Raw genomic sequence first — 19,777 nt, forward strand, 5'->3', positions numbered from 1 at the left:
GTGTTTCATGATCCGGCTGTCCGGATCGGTGAAGCTTTCCTGATCACGGTCATCCGGCACACCAAACTCGCGTTTGTACGAGCCACCGCCCTTGTCCGAGCCATCCGGATGGCGAGGCCGGCGGCCATCGTCTTCGCTGCGCCCCCGGGCCTGGTCCGCTTCACGCTGGCGCGCTTCCAGGCGCGCCTTTGCCGCCTGGATCGCCTCCAGGCGCTTCTCGCGGCGAGAAATCTCGGCAGGAATGTCCAGCTCCGGCTCGTTACGCTCCTGGTCGTCGGTAGCCTTGGCGCGATCAAGCAGCGCCTTGATCTCGCAATGCAATTCGTCCTCGGCCGGCTTCATGCGCTTATAGCTCATCGCCTTGTGGTCGCCATGTTTGGCGGCTTCGTATTCAGGTTCTTTAGAGAGATCCTTTAGATCGCCGTTCCTCACTACTGCCGGGAAGTCTCCCCAGGGAGCACGTTCGGCCTTATGTTCGGTCATGGTTTCAATCCCGGTCAGCGTCCCATATAGCCCCGAAACCTGCCAGGTGGGCCAAGATAGACCAGGCACCATAAGCAATAGGGCTAGGGTTGGTTTTGCTCACCCAACGCCTGAAGGTTCGGGTTCCCTTTCCGCTGCCTCTCTCACCAGGCAAACCAACGAGATCAGCGACATCAACGCCACTGAGAGGCTTACTAAGCCCTTTTCGTTGCCTAATCAGCTCCAACACCTCTTTGATTTCATCGGCGGTTGGAGCCTGCCAATCTTCAGCGAACGGCCTAAGCGTTTCAGGTCTAATCATGCGATAAATCCTCAAATAGCCCCGGTCAATGCCGGGGCTTTTTTATCAATGGGTAACGGTCGCGGCGGCCTCCCGATACGCCTTCAGTTCAATCAAGAGCAAGCCAAGCTCCCGCATCTTCATGCGCGGCATATGAACGGGGCGGCGGGCCGTCAGAGCGTCGCCAATGTGTTTTGCAAGTGATACAATATCCGTATTCATCGCGTTTATCCTCAAATTGACCGGTGAAAGCCCCTGTGATTGGTTGCAGCCATACCAGGGGCACCATTTCTTTTTCTACCTATGCACCTCCTTTAAGAGCCCCGGCCATCACCGGGGCTTTCTGTTGCTAGTCTATTGCGGCCAAGATGGCCTCTTTTTCGTCATGCTCACAAGCCCAATCCCGCAAGCTGTGATACAGCCTTGAAAACCGCTCCTGGTCAGCGCCTTCTGTGTGAAATGACAGATGGCTATAGAGGTAGAGGCAAGCGGTAATCCCGGCAGCATCGGCGCTCATTTGGCCACTAAAGTAGTTCATGGCCTCGATGTTCAGCATTTCATCACGACGCCCAGGAGCCATATAAAAGCCGCCGTTCGACAGCTCCCACATAAGCCAATAAGCCCCGCGATACTCGCGGCAGAGCCCTTTCATTTGCTGGTAAAGCATCGACTCGAAAACCACATAGAAACGGCCTACATAGCGGGGCATTGCAGCCATACGGCGAGGGGTGGCGACCAGGGAGCAGATCAGGGGATTAAGTTCTGTTTGCATCATCGGAGTTCTCCGGTATTGACCGTGGCGGGTGCCCGGCCTTCTGAGATATATAATAGGCCATTTTGGCCTATTGTGTCAAGCGGGTACAATAAAAAATAGGCCAAATCGGCCTACTTTTTTTCTCTCCAACTGAGCCACATTTTATTCAGCTCCAGGCTGCGGGCTGGCCAATCTGGCAGATTCACCGCATGGGCGCGGTAGTTGATCCGAGTATTCAGAGTGCAACGGGGAAAGGGGTTGGCCACCTTGCAGTAACGATAAAACAGACCGACGAGGCGAGCACCGTAACGATCACGCTCCCAGGTCAAAACGTTGTGCATATGCTCGCGGCGTTCGCGTATCCATTCTCGATAGAGTTGGTGAAAGGTGCGGTTAGCTGTGTGGATCATCGGAGTTCTCCGGTATTGACCGTGGCGGGTGCCCGGTCTTCTTAATTAAGATTATAGGCCAAAATGGCCTACTATGGCAAGAAAAAGCGCGCTCTACGTTAAAAAAATCACGTAGTCGCGGGGGATTGCCGCCAAGATTTCGCATAGCGTCGCCTGATTTCGTACGTACGAAATGGGCCACCTGGTCGAGCTGCTGCCGATGCCTGGTGAGTTGGCCACCTGGTTGATTTCCTTCTGGCGTCCAGATCTGAACTTGGCCACCTGGTCGAGCTGCTGCCGGTGCCTGGTAAGTTGGCCACCTGGTTGATTTCCTTCTGGCGTCCAGATCTGAACTTGGCCACCCGGTCGAGCTGCTGCCGGTGCCTGGTAAGTTGGCCACCTGGTCGAACTGCTGCCGGATCTAAAGGTGGAATATTAAGCAGGTAGTGATAGACTGAGATCCAGCATGGCTATACGCCTGCTAACCCCTCAAAAGAAAGCAGCCTCTAGGGCTGCCATCCGTTACGAAATCTCACTCACTTTGAAATAGCCATCTAAACGGCTTTACACCTGGCCGCCTGAAGGGCAACCGCTGAGGCTTCGCCATTAGTAATAGGGGAGGGACTTGTCTCACTGTTTTGTTGAGGTGAAGGCTTGCCCAGGCGATACCATTTAGCCCGGCTCATGCCCATAGCTTCCCAGGGCTTTTGCCTGCTCAATGAGTTGGCTTCATAGGCTTCACGCTCAAGCTGGCCAGCGGCGCGGCGACGTTCTTCATCACGCAGTCTATCGCGCTCTCTGCGGCGCTTCTGAGCCTCGTCAGTGCTGATAATCGTCTTCAGTTGCTCTTGTTCTTGCTGTGAGATCTGGAATAGGTTGATCAGCGTGTCGTTTTTGGGCGTGTATAGCGGTGCAAACGACTTTCCGCCGAACTCGACACGTTCCCCAGCCTCATAGGATTTCGCCTTGCTGTAGAGCGTCATAAGCTCTTTGGAGCGGTAAGACCAACGAGTATCCAGCTCGGAGGAAAGAGCGGCGGCCTCATGGTACATCTGGGCGCTGTTTGTTGCCCCGGAGAGAAGGAGAAAGTTAAGACGCCAGAAAAGATGCCTCATTCGCTCGCCTTCGTTGATTCCACCTCTGAGCTGGCCCAACTTGCGTAGGTCTTCCAGGGGGAACCGCAGAATTCGGAAAAAATCGTACGCTAAGCTAAGGAAGGTCTGAAAAAGCCCCCGCTCGAGAAATGCATCCCAGCAACCATGCGGGTTACAGAGCGGTGATTTCGCGAAACATGGGCTTTTTCAGAGCTTCCTTAGCGTTACGATAAAGCTAGCATGGAAACGATAGGTGCAAGCAAGTTAAGGGTTGCATCGCGCATGTCAATCTAGGCTATACCTCAACTGGGCGTCAGTCGGCTCACTGGCATCGCGTCAGACTAGGGCCGCTTTCTGCATTATCTGACGCCTAAACGTCAAACTCTATGGCCTCAACCTGACAGGCCGCATGCTTAGCGTACGATTTTGTCCGTTTTCTCTACCGTCCCCATCCAGGGGCTGATCGGTCGCCAGCGCGACCAGAACCGGCTTGAGGTTATCATTCGTGCAGCGGACTCCTGATACTGTTCGTTCAATAGACGACTGCACAACAGCCTTCAAACCGCGTTGTCTGGTGCAGTCGTCTTCTGAAAATGACAAAAACCGCCCCTTGCGGCAACTGTCCAACAAACCACCGTTTGCTGAACACTTGCCGGGTTACGATGAAACACCAACAAATGCCGCTCACTGCCTGCCCTGCCACGCCTTCACGGCCTCGGCCTGCGCCTGTGCCGCATATCCTTCATCGAGACTGCCGAAGGTGTCCGCCGCTACCTCGTCCATTAGGGTCTGCAAGGCCGTGTCGGCACTATCCGCTTGCGCAACAAGTTGGGCCTGTCGGCGGGCTTCCATCGCTGCCTCGGCGGCTTGCAAGTCCTCTCGGTCTTGCAGTTCCTCCACGATGTTTTCGCGCCAAGTCGCATCACTGCCCGCCTCGTTGCATAGCTCGCTGAGACGCTGCGCGGCATCCTCTGAACGAGCAAAAAGCCGCGCACATCGCAGGATGCGGGCGGCTTCTTCCGGGTTGCCTCTGGCTTGGTCGAACAAGAGCATTTCGCCCACGGCGGCGAGGGCTTCAAGCTCAAGCTGCTTGTCGTCGCCGCTCATTTCGCGTGCGCCTTGTGCGCCTCAACGTAGGAGCGCAAAACAGCATTCATGCGCGACTGATAACGCTTGCCGGTGTGCTTGAAGAACTCCAACACTTCGGCATCAATGCGCAGCGTGATTTGCTTCTTGGTGTGGGGCAATTGCTCCGCTGCCTTCATCCAGACAGCATCAGGCAGATAGGGTGCATCGCTATAGTCGATCTGCTCATCCGGCATCGAGGCCACGGCATCCAGTCGCGCCTTCTGCTCGGCGCTCAACTGTGGCGGCTTCTTGAGGTCAAGAGTTCGCTTCACGATATTGCTTTCTTTCGTCGGCATTTGCTTTCCTCGCAGAGATAAGGCGGATGGTTTCCTCGTGTCGGACGGTGTAGACCACATACAGGACAGCCGAGTAGGCAAGCCCAATCGTTGCCCAACGATCTTCCCCGTAGTCCTCGCGTCCGTCGTAGGCTTCAACCCGCCCGGAGTCGTAAAAAACAAGCTCGGCATCCTCGAAGGAAACGCCGTGCTTTTTCAGGTTTCGTGCCGCTTTATCGGCGTCCCATTCAAGTTCCATTGTGTTCTTATTGTAGCGTCTTTTTGTAGTTACATCAAGTCTTATCGACTCATGCCGGGTGAGTTGTCGCGCTCGATCTTCTGCGCCTTGGCCTGCTCCTGCTGGCGTACAGGCTCGCGCCCTTCCAGCTTCTCCCACTGCTGGCGGTACTTCCCAAGCTCGGCGGCTTGCCGGTCGCCTGCGGCGCTGTAGGCATAGCGGGCGGTGCGCTGCGCGTAGTCGTTCCAGTCGCGCCCCTCGTCCTTCTGCCGGGTGGCCGGGGCGCACTGGCGGATAGCGCCCTCGATGGCGGCTTGATCGTGGCCGGTAACGCGCATCCGCACGGCAATCATGGAATCCACGCGGGACAAGTCCACCTCGCCGCCACGCTGCCGCTTGATCACGTCGCGGTAATGCCGCTGGTAAGCGTCGATCGCGCTGCCGCTGGCCGCTGCAAGCTCCAAGGCGGGCTTGGCTTTGCTGCGTTCTGGCTGCTGCGCCTTCAAGGCGGCCTGACGCTGATACTCGGCGTCGATCTGGCTGGACAGGGCCAGCGCCTTGACGCACTCGCGGCGCTCGGCCTTGAGCAAGCGCACTTCGGGATAGCTGCCGTCCTCGCGCTGGTGCTTGGGCTTGCGATTCTCGTAGCCGGGTGCGCGGTGCGGGTGGATGGCTCCCGATAGCTTCGGGTCGCCGTATTCACGGTTCAGGGCATCGCTCAGCCGGTTGCCCACGTCCTTGTCGTGGGCCGTCCCCAGCTTCGGCACGGTGATGATGGCCTGATAGTTGCCGGGGCTTGATTCCAGCACAACGGCGGGCCGGTAGCCGTCACGGATAAGCCGCTCCAGCTTCTCCCGGTTCATGTCGTCGATGAGGATGTGATGCTTCTTGTCCGATAGTGGCGTGTAGTAGAGGTTTTCGCCCCGGCGCTGTAGGCGCAGCATCTCCGGCGTGCGCTGCTCGATCTCCTGCGGCGTGAAGCCCCGCGTGATGCCGTCCTTCTTGTCGAGGATGAAGGTTTGCTTCCTTCCGTCTGCCTGCATCTTGATGGACGTTACCCGGTAGCGCTCCGCGCCTACCGCTTCCGCGTACAGCTCAAACTGCTTTAGCTGCTCCGATTTCATCGCCTGCGCCCTCTCCTGCTGTATCCGCTGCCGCTCCTGCTGGATGCGCTCCTGAAGCTCAGGATTCGTGATCTTGAAACCGTGCTCTGCTGCTAACTTCGCGCACATGGCCTTGTATTCGTCGTTCCCGGTTACGGTGAAGCTGCCCCACTTCTGCGCCGATAGCTGCAAGGCGGCAAGCGTGCTGTCCCGGTTGCGCCAGTCGTGAATATCGATGCTTTTTCCCTTGTCCACGAAAGACACACCCCCGCCCGCCCCCGCTTCTTCCTTCCGGCTGTAATGCACCTGCTGGCCCACGATTTCAGGCTGATAGGCGCGGATGTCTCGCGGCGTCGGCGGCTCGCCGCTCGCGCCCTCGATGCGCTGCGGCTCGCTGGCGCGGTGCCGCCACTGCTCGGCAAGCTCCGGGCTTTTCTGCATCCGCTGCCACTGCTCCAGGTCGGGATAGGGCCGGAACTGCTGCCGGTGCTGCTCGCGCTGCTTCTGGTGCTTCTCTTTCAAGGCTGCTTTCTCTGCGGCCTGCTCGGCGGCAATCACGCTGCGCATGGCGTTGAGCACTTCGCCCTTACCCTTCCAGTTGCCGCGCATGAGTTCATCGCGGCGGGCTTTCTGCTGCTCGGCAATCTGCTTGCGCTCCTGCTCCTGCCGCTTGTCCAGTGCCAGCTTGGCCGCGTTCTTTTCCGCGTAGTGCGCCTTGCGCCCGGTGATGTAATCCTTCCATCCCGGCACGTCTGGCTTGATCGGCTCTGGCTCGCGCTGTGCTACCTGCTGACGCTGCGGCGGCGGCTGGTAAGCTCCGAGTCGCTTTTGTAACTTGGATAGGCTCGCGTCCCGGTCTGCGCTGCTGGCCTTCACGCCAACATCACCGACAAAGAGCGTCGCCCCGCTGCCTGTTTTCTCGTAGCGCATCCCCTTGGCTGCTAACTCGCGGTGCAACTGCTCCCACGTCTGCGCCTTTTTGATGATCGGTGCGCCGTCCTCAATGGCGATGCGTTCGGCGGATTTCTCCCCGGTGCGGTTTTCCATGTCGCGCTTCGGCTGGGCTGGCTGGCGCGGCTTGTCCTTGTCGATGTGCTCCCGGCCTAACTCACCATTCTCCAACACCTGATAACGCCCGTTCTGCTCACGCTGCCAGCCTTGTGCGTTCTCGATTCGTGCTATCGCCTTGTGCGCTGCCTCAATGTCGAAGCCGTTATTGATCTTCACCACCTTGAGCGTTTCAGGATGCACGCGGTTGATGGCAAGGTGCAGGTGCAAGTTGTCCGTGTCGGCGTGCAAACCATAGATGGCTTGATGGTCTTTAACACCTAGCTCATCCATGAAAATGCTTACCGCTTCTTCGACCTGCTCCGGGCTGGGCTGCTCGCCTTCTCGCCAACTCAGGACATAGTGATTGATCGTGTCCTTGCTTCGCACTGCCTCTTGTGACAAGGCAATCATTTCTGCCGTCTGGCTCTGTGGTTCATCGGTGATGAATCCACGCGCCCCGGCATGGATGCACTTCTCCTGCGAGTTCTCACGCTCCGGCTCGCGGATGTAGTCGGTTAGGCGAGAAACGCGAACCGCCTTGCTTGCTGCCTTCTGCGGGTTCTTAACCTTCTTGACGATCACGGCTCAGTTTCCCGATGTAGGCTTTCAGGGCCACAAGTGCCCCGGCTGTGTCCTTGTTGTAAATGCCTCCGCTTTCGTTGTGGATGTGCTTGAGCAATCCACCGATGCGCCGCAGCTCCTTGAGCATCACAGCGTCAGCGTTGGCAATGATCGGCCTGCCGAAGTAGCGGCGGCGGACAAGCTCGGACATGCTCAACCCGGCAAGGTCGGCATCCTCTTTCAAGCGGGCCTTCTCCGCTGCGGTCAGCCGTACATTGATAACGGCGTCCAGCGGTTCCGGCCCCTGCGTTTCAAATGGCATCGTGTCTCCTTCTCGCCGGGGCGGGGGGCGGGGTGTGTCTTGGACAGTAAGAAGCGAGAGCGCCGCACTGTCCGGGGTCAAGGGGATACCCCTTGCAGGATAAGCCAGACCGTGAGAAGCGAAGCGCCGAATGGGCAGGCGTCCGTTGGAACCACGTGGCGAAGCCATGTGTGTTACAACGGTCATCCTGTATTGCTCATCCGCTCTACTATCGTATCAGCAGTTTAGGTGCACGGGACGCACTTTGCAACAAGCACAAATGGCGCTATGCTGTCAACTCCGCAACAAGTAAGCAAAGGAGTTAGCACGATGAAGCATACGACAGAACAGCTAGAGGCTATCGCTGCAAAGCTGCGAGAGATGCCGCCAGTCGAGAAAAAGAAGCAAGAGCACAGCAAGCAAGATGCCGTGCGCATACTCTCGAAGGAAATCGCCTTGTTGCAAAAGCGTGGATACACGCTTGACCAGATTTCCGAGACGCTGCGCGGTGAAGGTCTGAGCATCGCAACTCCAACACTCAAGAGCTACTTGCAGAGAGCAAAGCCAGCGAAAAAAGCTCCGGTGCACGCACCGGGAGACACACCCCGCCCCCGCCCCGCCGTCAAGAAGCCTGCGGATACATCAAAGGCGACATTCACCCCGAAACCTGACAGCGACGACATTTAAGGAGTAAGCAACATGGCGAAAAGCATTTACCTGATCGGTGGCAGCAAGGGCGGCGTTGGCAAGTCGCTTGTCACGATGGCAACGGTTGATTACCTGCAAGAGCGCGGCGAAAGCGTCTTGCTGATTGAGTCTGACACCTCTAACCCGGACGTATGGAAAGCCTATAAAGAAAGCACGGAAACGGAGCTTATCAATCTGGATGAGGCGGACGGATGGATTCAGCTAGTGAACTTGTGCGATAGCAAGCCGGATAGCGTCGTGGTAATCAACACGGCAGCACGGAATAACAAGGGCGTGAGCGCCTACGGTGAAACACTGAATAGCACGCTTGAAGAACTCAAGCGGAAGCTGGTCACGCTGTGGGTGATTAACCGCCAACGGGATAGCCTCGAACTGCTCAAGGAATACATGGACGCAATTCCGAATGCGGATGTTCATGTGGTACGCAATGGACACTTCGGGGAAGAAAATAAGTTCGAGCTTTACAACGGCTCCAAGCTGCGCACGGCGGTAGAGGAACGCGGCGGGAAATCGGTGACATTCCCGGACATGGCCGACCGTGTGAGCGATGACATTTACAGCAAGCGCATGAGCATTGCGGTAGCACTCAAGGAATTGCCCATTGGCAACCGTGCGGAGCTTACGCGGTGGCGCAACGAGGCCAAAAAGGTATTGGAGGCCGTAGTCCATGAGTGACCTAGACGACAGCTTTGCAAAGCTGCTCGGCAGGCAACCTAGTGACGCGGAGCGGCAAAGTCTTTACCGGGTTCGGGATGCACTCGGCCTGAAAAACAATGATGCGCTGTGGCTGGTGCTCATGGCCTTGCAACACTACCAAGGCCAGTATGAGAAGTTCCCGCAAGCGATAGCACAAGCAGCCAAAGATACCTTGGTCAATTTCAAGGTAACGGCGGATGCAACCGTGAAAGCATCAGCGGAAGCAGCCAAGGCGGATTTGGCGCAAGCGGTAGCAGCAGCAGCGCAAGAGGTCGCGCACAACACATCAGCAAAGCAGATGTGGCAGTGGGCGGCGGGCTGCATCGCCGTGGCCTTCCTGTGCGTCGGCCTGTTCGGCTGGTACATGCACAGCAGCGGCAAGGATTCGGGCTATCAGGCCGGATACGGCGCCGGATACGGCGCGGGATACACCGAAGCCAAGGACGAGAAAGCGGCGGCGGCATGGGCCAACACGCCAGAGGGGCGCTTGGCCTACCGCTTCGCTCAAACGGGAAGCCTCGCCAGCTTGGCGAAGTGCGATAGGCCGGGGTGGTACGTCGAAAAAGGCGTGTGCTACGTCAAGCCCGCATCGGATGGCACCTACGGATGGAGGTTGCCATGAGAATCAAGATCAAAGGAGAAATCACGGCAGAACGCCTAGCGGAAGCACTGCACGCAGCAGCAGAAAAATACGAAGCTGTGAGGCCGGGGCACAAGGTCTATGGGGCCAATCTTTACCTCACGGCATTCGATGCGGATGGTCTGCCTTTCGATCTGGTAGACCATCGCGGCGAACCGCTTTCGATCACCATCGAGGCCAAGTCTGGCGAACTGGTAAAACCAGCACTCACAGCAGAGGGTGAAGCACGCCGACAGAAAGCCAAAGAGGAAGCACGAAGGCAAGCTGAAGAAGCGGAAGCTGAAGCACAGCGCAGACACAGGCAAACCTTAGACGAATACGAACAGGAGCGGCAAAAACGACGGAAAAAGGAAGCCGAAGCAAGAAAGCAATTTGAGGACGCGAACGCAATCACTGCCGAACTCTTGAAAACCATGCCGGAACGCTTCATCGACGAACTGAACAAAACCGTGCAAGGCGTTTGGGACGACCTCAAGCCAACCGAAACGCAAGGCAAGAAGAAGGGCCAGCCGAAAGCACTACCAGTCTTTTCCGTCCATGCGGACGGCCTGTTGCTCTCCGTCGAGACATGGAAGAACCCACGCCGGGTGCTCAATCCGCTTTGCACACTTCAGCACGGAAAAATAGCCCCATTCTGGATGCACGAAGCGTGGTTAGAAGCCATGTGTGGGATGCGAATAAAGATTCATCCGTACAAATAAAGTCTCATTCTTTGAAATAGAGTTTCATCCTAAAACAGAGGGCAAAGCCTCCTGCGGGACGGTGGCCACTTTCGGCCCTGCCGGTCGCCGTCCGTTCGTGCGGCGCTGCAAGTATCGCAGCACACCCAGCGTCATGCGGGCGTCGGCAAGGGCGCGGTGTGCGCCGTCTTCTGCCACGCCGCAGTCGGTCGCAGCCTCGATCAGCTTCAACCATCGCCAGCGGTCGCGGCTCCGGTCGTACTCTCCATGCCACTCGGCATACATCAGCATCGCGCAAGCGGTCGTCAACACTGGCGCGGTGATTCCGTGTATCTGATAGGTCTGCCGCAGCAAGCGCGCATCAAAAGCGACGTTGTAGGCAACGACGGTTCGGCCAGCAACGGCGGCGGCGTACTGCTCGGCCACCTCGGGCCAGCTCGGCGCACTGGCCACCATGGCGTCGGTGATTTTGTGAATCGCTGTCGCCTCGACCGGGATTGGCCGGGTCGGGCGTACCAGCGTGTCGAGGATCGGTGCGCCGGTCACGTCGAGTATGGTTATCTCGCAAATCTCGGCGTCATCACCGAGGCCGGTGGTTTCGGTGTCGAGCACAATGCAGCCTGCGGCGATCAGGTCTTTTGCCTGCGCTGCGACGTGCTGGCGACGGACTTGGGCACGCCCAGGCATCCAGCGCCACGGCACGCACTCGGCTGGGTTGTACACATCATAAGCCCCCTGACCTTGCCAGACACTGCCAGCGGGCTTGGTGTTTAGTCCCGGCATGAGGCGGAGGCGTTCCTTGAGGTGCTTACGGCATAGAAGCCCCTTGGCCTCTGCTTCGGTCGGGGTGAGGTGTTTTCGGGTTTTGGGCATACGCCCCCCTTGTTGGTGTCTCAGTCCCGGCGGTAGTGGGCGACGATTCAGACGCTCGAAAGTATGAGACTTTATTTTCACGATTCAGGCCGCGCCCAATGCCACGCGATCCTTTCAGAATGACACTTTACCCGCCTGCCAAGCCTGAGTCTTTCAAAACAGTCCTGAAAATTGGCGTAGCTTAGGATGGGACTTTATTTGCATCCCACAGCTTCGCTGTCTGCGGCCTCTCTCGCCCACCATGCAGGCCGGGCGGCTGCGGATGACAGCGCCCCCACGGCCCACAATGCAAGCTCCTGATCGCCCAGGTTCGCAGCCTGCACGATCACCGCCCCAAGCTGCCGCAACTCATCGGACAGCGCCTGAAATTCTGCGGCGCTTGGCATCACTCGCCCCCCTTCCCTTTCGGTGCCTTCGTGGCCTTCTCGGCGGCCTCGGCTTTGTCCTGCTGCCGTTGCAGCGCCTCAAGCTGCCCGGTAAGTCGTGCGGCCTGCTCGCGGGCCTCTGCTGCCACCTTGCGAGCCTCGTCACGCTCGGCCTGCGTCTGCCGGGTTTCCTGCGCTGCTGCGGCGCGGGCGGTGTCGTGGGCCTGTGCAGCCTTGGCGGCCTGCTGCTCGATCTGCTCGGCGCGGGCCTCTGCGCGGCTCACACGGTCGGCGCACGCCTCCAGCTTGGCGGCCAGCACGGCGGCCTGTTGTTCGGTGGCGGTGCGGCCCTGCTGTGCCTCGGCCAGTGCGGCGCGTAGGCGCTCAAGCTCGGCGGCCTGCTCGCTCACGCGCTCGGCCTGCGCCTCGATCTTGTGCCGGGCGGTTGCCACCTCCAGCCGGGCAGACTCTGCCGCCTGCTGCTCGCGCTCGATGCGCTGCTGCGCCTCGGCCAAGTCGGCGGCCTGCTGGGCGGCTTTGCCTGCCAGCGTGTCGCGCTCAGTGGTCAGCACGGCCACCTGCTCGGCCAGCTCGTCGCGTTCGCCTTCCAGCACCTCGCCAGCGGCGGCCAGTTCGGCGGCCTCCGCCTGCGCCTGCACCAGACGGCCCTCGATCTCGCCGCGTGCCCGCGATGCGGCCCGCTCGATCTCGGCGGCAATGGCAGCGGTCAGCGCCTGCGGCAGTTCCGGCGCAGCGGCTGCGGCCACCGGGCGGGCCTCGCGCCACGCGGTCAAGTGCTTGTGAATAGTGTTCGGGCTGCCGGTGTCGCCCAGCTTCTCCCGCACCGCCCGGATGGTCGGCTGCTGACCCTCGCCTGCCAGCGCATCAGCGACGGCGGCGACCTGCTCAAAAGTGATGCCCTGACGTGCCATGATCGTTGCTCCTTTCGTACCATATCAGCGTAAATCGTACCAATACAGATATGATACGCAATACAGATACGATATGCGAGCGGTTTTCGTAACGTACCGCTGCCCGGTCGGCTGCTCGTTTTTGGTGAAACACCGTGCTGACGCCTCGCCTTCGGCTCGTTGTCGGCCAGAAACGGGCCTACAGCGCGTTTTGAGAGGGTAAGAAAGGGGGCAGGACGAAGGGCGAAGACCGCTACCCTGCCCCCAGAGCCTCACGGCGGCGAGTGGCCTCCGGCGGCCCTGCCGGGGGCATCTTGCAAACACGATCAAGGCGACAGCCGTTTGACCGCATCCACAAATGACAATCTGAACAGGTGCATGGTCAGGTCGATGGCACCGCCGCCCTGCTCTTTCCGCGTGTCGTACCACTTCGGCCCGGTCGCCAGTAGCTCAACACCGCCGCCACCAATGGACACATTCAGCCGCACCGTAGCTTTGTCCTTGGGGTTTGGGGAGCAATGGAACCAAAAACCAACGTAAGCTCTGAATCCCACCGTAAAGGGGCTTTCCGATCTCCAGCTCACCCGCCAGGCATTACTCTCTGATCAGTGCCTCGATGATCGGGCAGATCGTTCCGCCGTCTCCCGCATCACATTGCTGCACCAGTTCGCCTAACAGTTGCTGCATGACGACCAAGTCGGCCATCTTCTGCTCGATCAACGCGAGCTTGCGTGCAGCCCGTGCTCGCGTTTCGGCACAGGCGCACGACTCATCCAGCGTCAGCAGTCCACCGACTTCCGAGAGCGTGAAACCCAGCGCCTGAGCCCGCTTGATGAAACGCAGTCGCTTCACCATGTCCACCGGATAGCGCCGATGGCCACCCAAGGGTTTGGCTGGTTCATCCAGCAGCCCGCGTCGCTGGTAGTAGCGGATCGTCTCGACGTTCACCCCGGCGGCGTCTGCCAGCTTGCCAATGGTCAGCTCTGTGGCCATCACTTTCTCCTTGATTCCGTACTTTGGTACGGAGTTTAGAATAGCACCTAGGCAATCAGGCTCAGGAGATGGGAATGGGGATGCAACTCACCGGGAAAGGCTCGCTGGTCGCGAGTTCGCTGACCGCCATCGGTGCGTCGGTGTGCTGTGTCGGGCCACTGGTGCTGTTGGCACTCGGTGTCGGCGGTACGTGGGTGGGCGCTCTGACCATGATGGGGTCGCTTCAGAATTCGGAAATTAAAGCACGTTAAGAGATCCGATACCCAGCAACTGCGCGGCTTTGCGCAAGCTGCCAACCCCTAGAAACAGCATTTTCGTGGTTCTCGAAACTCGGCTGTTTCAGCCGTGCAATATGAGAGTGGTTTTCGAGAAAGCAACATGCCATACCAGCACTAGCGCGGATCTGATTCTCATTGAAGCCTCTCAAAAACGATCGTTTGCGAGAAGCTAGACCATGCCAGCGGCTTACCGTACGATTTTTTCCGTTTTCTGAGGTGACCCCATGATGGAGCCACTACGCCCCCTCTTCATCGGGTTGACTCTACTGTTCCTGGGATTGGCATTCCGCAAGCTCTACCTGGTGCCACAGGTTTGTACGCCAGGTACACCCTGCGCCGATCCGCGCACGCTCGTGCGACAGCGACTCGTGTTCTGGATCGTCAGCGTGCTGCTGCTCGGCCTATTGGCCGTGCCGTGGCTCGCCCCGCTGTTCTACTGAAGGAGATTAACCATGCGCAAACTGCTGATCGCCGTGCTTTTCGCCTTGCCCTTCGTGGCGCTGGCGGCTCCCCCGAAAACCGTCACGCTCGACGTGCAGAACATGACGTGCGGACTCTGTCCGATCACGGTCAAGAAGTCGCTGGAGAAGGTGTCCGGCGTGAGTGACGTCCAGGTCAATTTCGACCAGAAGACGGCGACCGTCACCTACGATCCCGATAAGGCCCAGCCCGAGGCACTGACTGAGGCGACCGCGAACGCGGGATACCCCTCCACAGTGCAGAAGTGAGGTCACGATGAGCGCCATTGTCCTTGAGTCCGTGCTGACTTGCCCGCGCTGCGGCTTCGCCAAGCCGGAAACCATGCCCACGGACGCCTGCCAGTTCTATTACGAGTGCAGCAACTGCAAGGCGCTGCTGCGCCCCAACCCAGGGGATTGCTGCGTTTTCTGTTCGTTCGGCTCGGTGAAGTGCCCGCCGATCCAGCAGCAGCTTGGGTGTTGCTCATAGCGTTTAGGGGGATCACAGGTCGTCGTCTGGATTACGCAGTGGCCGCAGCTCGCCGCGCGCAACTTCTTCCGGTACCGCAAAGGAATACCGCCCGAGCATGTTGATGTGCTCGTAGATCAGCGGCGATAGCCGGGCCAAATCCTCTTCCAGCACTGGATAGCCGTGCTGCTTGAGCCGTTCCACGGCCGCCGTCATGTAGAGGGTGTTCCACAGCACGATGATGTTCACCACCAGGCCCAGAGCACCGAGCTGGTCTTCCTGGCCTTCGCGGTAGCGCTGGCGGAGCTCGCCGCGTTTGCCGTGGAACACGGCGCGGGCCAGGCTGTGCCGGCCTTCGCCTCGGTTCAACTGGGTCAGGGTGGCGCGGCGCTTGGACTCGTCGTCGATATAGGTCAACGTGTGCAGAGTCTTTTCGATCCGCCCGAATTCGGCCAGCGCCTGGGCCAGCCGGGTGGGTCTATCTCCCGTTTGCAGCGTGCGCATGATGCCAGTCGCCGGCACCCGGCCGAGTTTGAGCGAGCCGGCCAGGCGCAGCAGGTCGTCCCAGTGCTCGGCGATCAGGTCGAGTTTGACCGACTGGCGGGCCAGCCCGTTGAGCTTGCCGTAGTCCGCGTCCGGGCGCGTGCGCCAGAAGCGGGTACCGCCGACATCGGCCAGCCGCGGACTGAAGTGGTAGCCAAGTAGGCGGAAGAGCCCGAACACCACATCGCTGTAGGCCCCGGTGTCGGTCATGATTTGCGTCGGCTGCAACTCGGTCTGCTGTTCCAGCACGACCGCCAGCAACACCAGGCTGTCGCGCAGCGTGCCGGGCACGGTGATGGCGTTGAGGCCGGAGAATTGGTCGGAAATCAGGTTGTACCAGGTGACACCCCGGCCGGTGCCGAAATACTTCGGATTGGGGCCGGCATGCACGGTGCGCACCGGTACGACGAAGCGCATGCCATCGGCGGAGGCGACCTCGCCGCCACCCCAGACTTGGGCCAGTTCCAGTTGGCTTTGCGCTCCGACCAGGATGGCGTTAGCCGCTGACAGGGTGTCGTCGCGGATATAATTCTGGCTGACCCAGGACAGCCGGTCACGGCGCAGCGCCGGGTTGTCGGTGCGGATCAAGGGCTCCAGGCCGGTGTTGCAGGCCCCGCCCAACAGCACCGCGCAGAGGCTGGTGACCAGGTTGTCGGCGCGTGCATTGCGTTCGGAGACATGGGTGAAGGCCTCGGAAAAGCCAGTGCGGGCGGCGATTTCCAAGAGGATTTCCGGCAGATCGACACGCGGCATCAGGTCAGACACGGCCGCCCGCAGTTGCAGCAACGAGCAGGGCTCGTCCAGCTTGTCCAGCGCCCCGAGCGACAGTTCGGTCTTGCCCTCGGTGTTCTCGCTCAGTTGAATCGCCGGGTTGTCGGGCAGGCGCGCGGCTACTGCCAGCCAGGTTGCATCCAGCTCGACGGACAAGGCGTCCAGGGTGGTTTTGGCGTCGATGGTCAGGCCCAGTGACCGGCAGATGATCGGTCGCGCCGCCAGCCATTCGGCACCGTCGAGCAGGCCAAGACGCGGGTCGGCATAGCGCCAACTGGGCGAGACGAAGACATCGTGGCGGCGCAGGGCCGTGCGCAGCGCATCGAGCGTGCAGAACACATAGGCACCCATGTCGAGGGAGCCATCTTCGCGGGTGATGTGCTTCTGCCAAGCCTTGGCCACGATCTCCTGCGGCGCGTCATCCTCTGGCTTCCGGCGCGGCAGGTTCAGTTGCAGCCACTCCAGACTAGCCGCCACGCCCTTGCCGGCCGGGCTGAAGCCGAAGCGGATGTGCTTGAGCAGGTCGGGCAGGAAGCGGCGCACGCTGCGGTAGCGCGCTTCCAATGCAAGAAAATAGACGTCATCTACCGGGCGGATCAGCGCGTTGACCTCTTCCAGGGCCTTTTCCAGGGTGGTCCTCGGCAGGTCGTTGAACAGCCGGGCGCGCACGTTGTCATCGCTGATCGAGCTGTCCAGCACGACCTTGCACGCGGCGGCGAGCGTCGCGGCCGACCGATCCAGGTCTTTCAGGCTGCGCATGCGGGCTTTCTTGTCGGCCTTCTCCGCGTTGCTGAACAGGTCGCGCAGCAAGGCCTCCAGGACTTCCAGTGCGTCGTCGTGCGCAGTCGCCTCCAGGCAGAGTGCGAAGGCCACCAGTGTCGCCATCCGCCGCGACGCCGGCAGCCGATTAATCGCGGTGACCTTGGCCGTGTTGGCGAAGCGGGCCAGGGCGGCGATACGGCTGGGAGGGATGTGCGCCGCCGCCGGCAAGGTGATGCCGATGCCGCGCACGTCATCGAGCCGGCGCAGTGCCCGAATCAACGCGGGGCCACTGACCATGACCGGGCCGGAGCGCAATTGATCCAGCCGGGAGCTGCGGTTGCCTTCGGCCACCGTCAGCAAGTCTTGCAGTTGCAATCGCTGTTCCTCAGTCACGCTGCGGCCCAGCGTAAACCAGAGGCGTTCTTCGACCCGACTGCGCAACTGGGCGATAAAGCGCTCTAGTTGAGACACACCAGGCAGGAGGACTTTCTGTGTGAACAGCCACGAGGTGGCTCGCTCAAACAGCACTCCCGGCCGGTCGGTGCCCGTCCAGCAGAGGGCATACAGCCAGCGGCTCAAGCGAAAGCCGATGCCCGGATCGGTGAAATGACGATAGCCAAAGCGGTTCTGAATATCGGTGGCATGTATCCAGCGGCGATGATCGCTATAGCGCTGGAGGCAGTCGGGGTCTGGAATCGCCAGTTGTCGGCAAAGCACCTGCAGGACTTCCACCGGCACGGCGGCGGGCTTGTCCGGCAGAACGCCAACGAAGCGGACGGTGGTCAGCAGAACGGCATAACCCAGACGGTTATGGTTACCCCGCAGCACCTGGATGGCTTCACGGTCTTCATCGCTCAGGTGGAAGTAACGTTCCAGCTCTTCACGGCTGGGCGAATCAACATAGCGGCCAAAACCGTCGCGTTGCTCTTGAGTCAGAAAACCGACCGGCATTGATCACAGCACCTCGACGCAGAACACGGCGGGCGTGACGATCCGCGTGCGTTCGATGTGCCCGCGTTGCAGCAGGCCGGCGCGGCGATCACCGGTTACCAGGTAGTCCGCATCGCCCGCCAAGGCCATGGCCAGCAAAAACGAGTCATCCGGATCATCGGCTTCGACCTCGATGGTCAGGCGCTCCAGTACCACAGCCCGTTGCAGGTTATTGATCATGGCGCCCACCTTGGCGGGCTGTAGGATGGCCTGAAGCTTGGGATAGCGGCTGGCTCGACGAATTTCATCGAGTTGCATCCGCGAGGTCACCACCTCGAAACGCGCCGCCCGCCAGGCACGGTAGATCGCATCGGGCGCGCCATGTGGCGAGATCAGGGCGCTGAACAGGATGTTGGTATCCAACACGACCCGCATCAGCGCTTACGTGCCCAGTCGAGCGCTTCGTCAACCGCGTTGGTCAATTCTGCCTCACTCAGATGGGCGTTAGCGGCCTTGGCCTGCTCAGCGCTCAGCTCCAGGATGTGTGCCCGTACCGCTTCTTCGATGAAGCGCGACAGGTCGCCCTTACGGCCGCCGCCCTGGCTGGCCAGAAACATCCGAAGCGACTGGTCGGTGTCGGCCGAGACGGCGACATTCCAGCGAATGGTATTCATAGCGTTCTCCGCTAATAGGTGTTTGTGTGTTTATACGCCAATCACAAAGGGCGATGCAATGGTTCGACAAAACGAAGGTTTTGCCGAACTCTATCGAGGAATGGCTCGGTTCGTTAAGCTCCCCGCGCTACGGTTCAAATAACTGGTACGCTTAATCAAAGTTCAACTATTACTAACGTAGTCGAGTAAACAGTACTTTTGATGAAGATCGGTTATGCGCGAGTGAGCACTCGGGATCAGAAAGCCGACCTACAAGTCGATGCCCTGAAACAGGCCGGGTGCGAACGCATCTACCAAGACATCGCCAGCGGCGCGAAAAGCGCCCGGCCGGAGTTGGACAAACTGCTGGCCAACGTGCGGCCGGGTGATGCCGTGGTGATCTGGAAGCTGGATCGCCTTGGGCGTTCCCTCAAGCACCTGGTCGAGTTGGTCGGCGAGCTGGCAGAGCGCAAGGTCGGCTTACAGAGCCTGAATGACCCCATCGACACCACCCACGCCCAAGGCCGCCTGGTGTTCAACCTGTTCGCCTCGCTGGCGGAGTTCGAGCGCGAGCTGATCCGCGAGCGGACTCAGGCGGGTCTGTCGGCCGCACGGGCGCGTGGCCGGATCGGTGGCCGTCCCAAGGGCCTGCCAGCCAAGGCTGAGGCCACCGCCATGGCGGCCGAAACCCTCTACCGCGAAGGTCGCCTGAGCGTCAGCGCGATCGGCGAGAAGCTGCACATCTCCAAGAGCACGCTGTACAGCTACCTGCGCCACCGTGGTGTCGAGATCGGCGCGTACCAGAAGAGCGCCAGGTCACGCGACCAGCAGCCTTCGGCCGCGTCGCCGGCAGAGCCGCCCGCCGCCGAGCGGGTGGCCACCGTCACCCTGCGCCTCGCGGTGGTGAATAACAGCAAGTTCGTGCGCGGCCGGAAGCGGGCCACGGAGAACATTGAGCGCTACTGCCTGGAGCCCTATGGCATGAAGCGGCTGGATGCCGGCCACTATGAGTTGACCATTCCGTATCGGAGCGACGATGAGCTGGACAAGAGCGTGCATGACCTGCTGACCGAGATCAGCCAGGAGGCCGACATGCGCAACTGTTTTGTCGAGATGGGCGCCTGGGAAGAAGACACCGAAAAGCGTTGGTAGGGCTTACGTTGGTTTTTGGTTCCATTGCTCCCCAAACCCCTCCTTCACCGGCACAAAGCCAGGTTCACGTTTCCAGTACAGGCCCAGCCGGTCTAGCGTTTCCTGCACCGTCATTGCCCGCAACGAATCCAGCAGCGCGGGCGGAAAGGATCGACGGGCGCGACTCATGACAGCCACCCGATGAACTGGACGAGGGGGCCGCGCCGTTCAGGCGCTACTCAAAGGCAGGCGCTACTCAA

The 19,777-nt window shown here is 60.1% G+C and carries 26 protein-coding genes and 1 pseudogene; 9 read left to right on the forward strand and 18 right to left on the reverse strand.

What is annotated here, in order from left to right:
• The 10 genes and pseudogenes from PG899_RS21540 to PG899_RS21590 all read right to left on the reverse strand — a co-directional run.
• Positions 1–483, reverse strand: a pseudogene (locus PG899_RS21540) (hypothetical protein); the annotation flags it as partial.
• 346 nt (positions 484–829) lie between these two features.
• On the reverse strand, positions 830–985 hold the full coding sequence (locus tag PG899_RS21550; protein ID WP_013213988.1) for a hypothetical protein: 156 nt from the start codon (positions 983–985) through the stop codon (positions 830–832).
• A 127-nt stretch (positions 986–1,112) separates the two neighbouring features.
• Positions 1,113–1,538 carry an antirestriction protein gene (locus PG899_RS21555; protein ID WP_013213989.1) on the reverse strand — a complete coding sequence of 142 codons (426 nt, stop codon included), beginning with the start codon at positions 1,536–1,538 and terminating at the stop codon, positions 1,113–1,115.
• A 110-nt stretch (positions 1,539–1,648) separates the two neighbouring features.
• The gene (locus PG899_RS21560; RefSeq protein ID WP_013213990.1) at positions 1,649–1,927 is read right to left on the reverse strand and encodes a hypothetical protein; all 279 of its coding nucleotides are present in this window, start codon (positions 1,925–1,927) and stop codon (positions 1,649–1,651) included.
• A gap of 533 nt (positions 1,928–2,460) precedes the next feature.
• Complete coding sequence (locus PG899_RS21565) at positions 2,461–3,021, reverse strand: replication protein (RefSeq protein WP_014343471.1); 561 nt, start codon at positions 3,019–3,021, stop codon at positions 2,461–2,463.
• Between the two features lie 663 nt (positions 3,022–3,684).
• On the reverse strand, positions 3,685–4,107 hold the full coding sequence (locus PG899_RS21570) for an antitoxin MazE-like protein (protein ID WP_015060223.1): 423 nt from the start codon (positions 4,105–4,107) through the stop codon (positions 3,685–3,687).
• Positions 4,104–4,424: a BrnA antitoxin family protein gene (locus PG899_RS21575; protein ID WP_045286807.1), complete on the reverse strand. Its 321-nt coding sequence runs from the start codon at positions 4,422–4,424 to the stop codon at positions 4,104–4,106. Before PG899_RS21575 ends, PG899_RS21570 begins: the two co-directional genes overlap by 4 nt.
• Positions 4,384–4,662, reverse strand: coding sequence for a BrnT family toxin (locus PG899_RS21580; RefSeq protein WP_015060221.1), 279 nt, complete (start codon positions 4,660–4,662; stop codon positions 4,384–4,386). Before PG899_RS21580 ends, PG899_RS21575 begins: the two co-directional genes overlap by 41 nt.
• A 41-nt stretch (positions 4,663–4,703) precedes the next feature.
• Entirely contained in the window at positions 4,704–7,376 is a 2,673-nt protein-coding gene (gene traI / locus PG899_RS21585; RefSeq protein WP_033996285.1) for a TraI/MobA(P) family conjugative relaxase, read from the reverse strand.
• Positions 7,357–7,677 (reverse strand): plasmid mobilization protein, encoded by a 321-nt coding sequence (locus PG899_RS21590; protein ID WP_021029055.1) that lies wholly within the window; start codon positions 7,675–7,677, stop codon positions 7,357–7,359. Before PG899_RS21590 ends, traI begins: the two co-directional genes overlap by 20 nt.
• Before the next feature lie 309 nt (positions 7,678–7,986).
• Here PG899_RS21590 and PG899_RS21595 point away from each other — a divergent pair, with 309 nt between their 5' ends.
• The 4 genes from PG899_RS21595 to PG899_RS21610 are packed head-to-tail and all read left to right on the forward strand — an operon-like array spanning position 7,987 to position 10,401.
• On the forward strand, positions 7,987–8,343 hold the full coding sequence (locus tag PG899_RS21595) for a hypothetical protein (RefSeq protein ID WP_058656681.1): 357 nt from the start codon (positions 7,987–7,989) through the stop codon (positions 8,341–8,343).
• Positions 8,344–8,355: 12 nt separating this feature from the next.
• The gene (locus tag PG899_RS21600; protein WP_015060218.1) at positions 8,356–9,039 is read left to right on the forward strand and encodes a nucleotide-binding protein; all 684 of its coding nucleotides are present in this window, start codon (positions 8,356–8,358) and stop codon (positions 9,037–9,039) included.
• The gene (locus PG899_RS21605) at positions 9,032–9,682 is read left to right on the forward strand and encodes a DUF6753 family protein (RefSeq protein ID WP_015060217.1); all 651 of its coding nucleotides are present in this window, start codon (positions 9,032–9,034) and stop codon (positions 9,680–9,682) included. The genes PG899_RS21600 and PG899_RS21605 overlap by 8 nt, the downstream gene beginning before the upstream one ends.
• A complete protein-coding gene (locus PG899_RS21610; RefSeq protein WP_015060216.1) occupies positions 9,679–10,401 on the forward strand; it encodes a hypothetical protein in 723 nt (240 codons plus the stop codon). Before PG899_RS21605 ends, PG899_RS21610 begins: the two co-directional genes overlap by 4 nt.
• Positions 10,402–10,425: 24 nt before the next feature.
• Here PG899_RS21610 and PG899_RS21615 read toward each other — a convergent pair whose 3' ends face one another.
• The 4 genes from PG899_RS21615 to merR all read right to left on the reverse strand — a co-directional run bounded on the left by PG899_RS21615 (position 10,426) and on the right by merR (position 13,522).
• Entirely contained in the window at positions 10,426–11,253 is an 828-nt protein-coding gene (locus PG899_RS21615; RefSeq protein WP_011270172.1) for a 3'-5' exonuclease, read from the reverse strand.
• Between the two features lie 385 nt (positions 11,254–11,638).
• Positions 11,639–12,550, reverse strand: a complete 912-nt coding sequence (locus PG899_RS21620) for a DNA-binding protein (protein WP_033996289.1) — start codon at positions 12,548–12,550, stop codon at positions 11,639–11,641.
• Between the two features lie 305 nt (positions 12,551–12,855).
• Positions 12,856–13,017, reverse strand: coding sequence for a hypothetical protein (locus tag PG899_RS21625; protein ID WP_198046902.1), 162 nt, complete (start codon positions 13,015–13,017; stop codon positions 12,856–12,858).
• A gap of 106 nt (positions 13,018–13,123) precedes the next feature.
• Positions 13,124–13,522, reverse strand: coding sequence for an Hg(II)-responsive transcriptional regulator (gene merR, locus PG899_RS21630; RefSeq protein ID WP_003089120.1), 399 nt, complete (start codon positions 13,520–13,522; stop codon positions 13,124–13,126).
• Positions 13,523–13,596: 74 nt separating this feature from the next.
• Here merR and PG899_RS21635 point away from each other — a divergent pair, with 74 nt between their 5' ends.
• From PG899_RS21635 to PG899_RS21650, 4 genes are all read left to right on the forward strand, one after another.
• Entirely contained in the window at positions 13,597–13,773 is a 177-nt protein-coding gene (locus tag PG899_RS21635) for a mercuric transporter MerT family protein (protein WP_224873767.1), read from the forward strand.
• Between the two features lie 251 nt (positions 13,774–14,024).
• Positions 14,025–14,240, forward strand: coding sequence for a mercuric transporter MerT family protein (locus PG899_RS21640; protein WP_225865360.1), 216 nt, complete (start codon positions 14,025–14,027; stop codon positions 14,238–14,240).
• 12 nt (positions 14,241–14,252) lie between these two features.
• On the forward strand, positions 14,253–14,528 hold the full coding sequence (gene merP / locus PG899_RS21645; RefSeq protein WP_003150552.1) for a mercury resistance system periplasmic binding protein MerP: 276 nt from the start codon (positions 14,253–14,255) through the stop codon (positions 14,526–14,528).
• A 7-nt stretch (positions 14,529–14,535) separates the two neighbouring features.
• The gene (locus PG899_RS21650; protein WP_003089113.1) at positions 14,536–14,748 is read left to right on the forward strand and encodes a GDCCVxC domain-containing (seleno)protein; all 213 of its coding nucleotides are present in this window, start codon (positions 14,536–14,538) and stop codon (positions 14,746–14,748) included.
• Positions 14,749–14,760: 12 nt separating this feature from the next.
• Here PG899_RS21650 and PG899_RS21655 read toward each other — a convergent pair whose 3' ends face one another.
• From PG899_RS21655 to PG899_RS21665, 3 genes are read right to left on the reverse strand one after another with little or no spacing between them, the layout of a single operon-like run.
• Entirely contained in the window at positions 14,761–17,754 is a 2,994-nt protein-coding gene (locus PG899_RS21655; protein WP_033995769.1) for a Tn3 family transposase, read from the reverse strand.
• Between the two features lie 3 nt (positions 17,755–17,757).
• A complete protein-coding gene (locus PG899_RS21660) occupies positions 17,758–18,168 on the reverse strand; it encodes a putative toxin-antitoxin system toxin component, PIN family (RefSeq protein ID WP_003150546.1) in 411 nt (136 codons plus the stop codon).
• Entirely contained in the window at positions 18,168–18,407 is a 240-nt protein-coding gene (locus PG899_RS21665) for a ribbon-helix-helix domain-containing protein (protein WP_003089107.1), read from the reverse strand. The genes PG899_RS21660 and PG899_RS21665 overlap by 1 nt, the downstream gene beginning before the upstream one ends.
• A gap of 201 nt (positions 18,408–18,608) precedes the next feature.
• On the opposite strand from PG899_RS21665, the gene PG899_RS21670 reads away from it, so the two are divergent.
• Positions 18,609–19,538 carry a recombinase family protein gene (locus tag PG899_RS21670; RefSeq protein ID WP_003150544.1) on the forward strand — a complete coding sequence of 310 codons (930 nt, stop codon included), beginning with the start codon at positions 18,609–18,611 and terminating at the stop codon, positions 19,536–19,538.
• Between the two features lie 3 nt (positions 19,539–19,541).
• Here PG899_RS21670 and PG899_RS21675 read toward each other — a convergent pair whose 3' ends face one another.
• Positions 19,542–19,706, reverse strand: coding sequence for a hypothetical protein (locus PG899_RS21675; protein WP_153302083.1), 165 nt, complete (start codon positions 19,704–19,706; stop codon positions 19,542–19,544).
• Positions 19,707–19,777 lie beyond the last annotated feature (71 nt).

This window comes from Aeromonas sp. QDB39 (genome assembly GCF_027707585.1).
Classification (GTDB): Bacteria; Pseudomonadota; Gammaproteobacteria; order Enterobacterales; family Aeromonadaceae; genus Aeromonas; species Aeromonas hydrophila.

Excerpts from the sequence above, each read along its gene's own strand:
- PG899_RS21550 (WP_013213988.1), bottom strand. The coding sequence starts at position 985 with ATGAATACGGATATTGTATCACTTGCAAAACACATTGGCGACGCTCTG.
- PG899_RS21555 (WP_013213989.1), bottom strand. The coding sequence starts at position 1,538 with ATGATGCAAACAGAACTTAATCCCCTGATCTGCTCCCTGGTCGCCACC.
- PG899_RS21560 (WP_013213990.1), bottom strand. The coding sequence starts at position 1,927 with ATGATCCACACAGCTAACCGCACCTTTCACCAACTCTATCGAGAATGG.
- PG899_RS21565 (WP_014343471.1), bottom strand. The coding sequence starts at position 3,021 with ATGAGGCATCTTTTCTGGCGTCTTAACTTTCTCCTTCTCTCCGGGGCA.
- PG899_RS21570 (WP_015060223.1), bottom strand. The coding sequence starts at position 4,107 with ATGAGCGGCGACGACAAGCAGCTTGAGCTTGAAGCCCTCGCCGCCGTG.
- PG899_RS21575 (WP_045286807.1), bottom strand. The coding sequence starts at position 4,424 with ATGCCGACGAAAGAAAGCAATATCGTGAAGCGAACTCTTGACCTCAAG.
- PG899_RS21580 (WP_015060221.1), bottom strand. The coding sequence starts at position 4,662 with ATGGAACTTGAATGGGACGCCGATAAAGCGGCACGAAACCTGAAAAAG.
- PG899_RS21590 (WP_021029055.1), bottom strand. The coding sequence starts at position 7,677 with ATGCCATTTGAAACGCAGGGGCCGGAACCGCTGGACGCCGTTATCAAT.
- PG899_RS21595 (WP_058656681.1), top strand. The coding sequence starts at position 7,987 with ATGAAGCATACGACAGAACAGCTAGAGGCTATCGCTGCAAAGCTGCGA.
- PG899_RS21600 (WP_015060218.1), top strand. The coding sequence starts at position 8,356 with ATGGCGAAAAGCATTTACCTGATCGGTGGCAGCAAGGGCGGCGTTGGC.
- PG899_RS21605 (WP_015060217.1), top strand. The coding sequence starts at position 9,032 with ATGAGTGACCTAGACGACAGCTTTGCAAAGCTGCTCGGCAGGCAACCT.
- PG899_RS21610 (WP_015060216.1), top strand. The coding sequence starts at position 9,679 with ATGAGAATCAAGATCAAAGGAGAAATCACGGCAGAACGCCTAGCGGAA.
- PG899_RS21615 (WP_011270172.1), bottom strand. The coding sequence starts at position 11,253 with ATGCCCAAAACCCGAAAACACCTCACCCCGACCGAAGCAGAGGCCAAG.
- PG899_RS21620 (WP_033996289.1), bottom strand. The coding sequence starts at position 12,550 with ATGGCACGTCAGGGCATCACTTTTGAGCAGGTCGCCGCCGTCGCTGAT.
- merR (WP_003089120.1), bottom strand. The coding sequence starts at position 13,522 with ATGGCCACAGAGCTGACCATTGGCAAGCTGGCAGACGCCGCCGGGGTG.
- PG899_RS21635 (WP_224873767.1), top strand. The coding sequence starts at position 13,597 with ATGGGGATGCAACTCACCGGGAAAGGCTCGCTGGTCGCGAGTTCGCTG.
- PG899_RS21640 (WP_225865360.1), top strand. The coding sequence starts at position 14,025 with ATGATGGAGCCACTACGCCCCCTCTTCATCGGGTTGACTCTACTGTTC.
- merP (WP_003150552.1), top strand. The coding sequence starts at position 14,253 with ATGCGCAAACTGCTGATCGCCGTGCTTTTCGCCTTGCCCTTCGTGGCG.
- PG899_RS21650 (WP_003089113.1), top strand. The coding sequence starts at position 14,536 with ATGAGCGCCATTGTCCTTGAGTCCGTGCTGACTTGCCCGCGCTGCGGC.
- PG899_RS21655 (WP_033995769.1), bottom strand. The coding sequence starts at position 17,754 with ATGCCGGTCGGTTTTCTGACTCAAGAGCAACGCGACGGTTTTGGCCGC.
- PG899_RS21660 (WP_003150546.1), bottom strand. The coding sequence starts at position 18,168 with ATGCGGGTCGTGTTGGATACCAACATCCTGTTCAGCGCCCTGATCTCG.
- PG899_RS21665 (WP_003089107.1), bottom strand. The coding sequence starts at position 18,407 with ATGAATACCATTCGCTGGAATGTCGCCGTCTCGGCCGACACCGACCAG.
- PG899_RS21670 (WP_003150544.1), top strand. The coding sequence starts at position 18,609 with ATGAAGATCGGTTATGCGCGAGTGAGCACTCGGGATCAGAAAGCCGAC.
- PG899_RS21675 (WP_153302083.1), bottom strand. The coding sequence starts at position 19,706 with ATGAGTCGCGCCCGTCGATCCTTTCCGCCCGCGCTGCTGGATTCGTTG.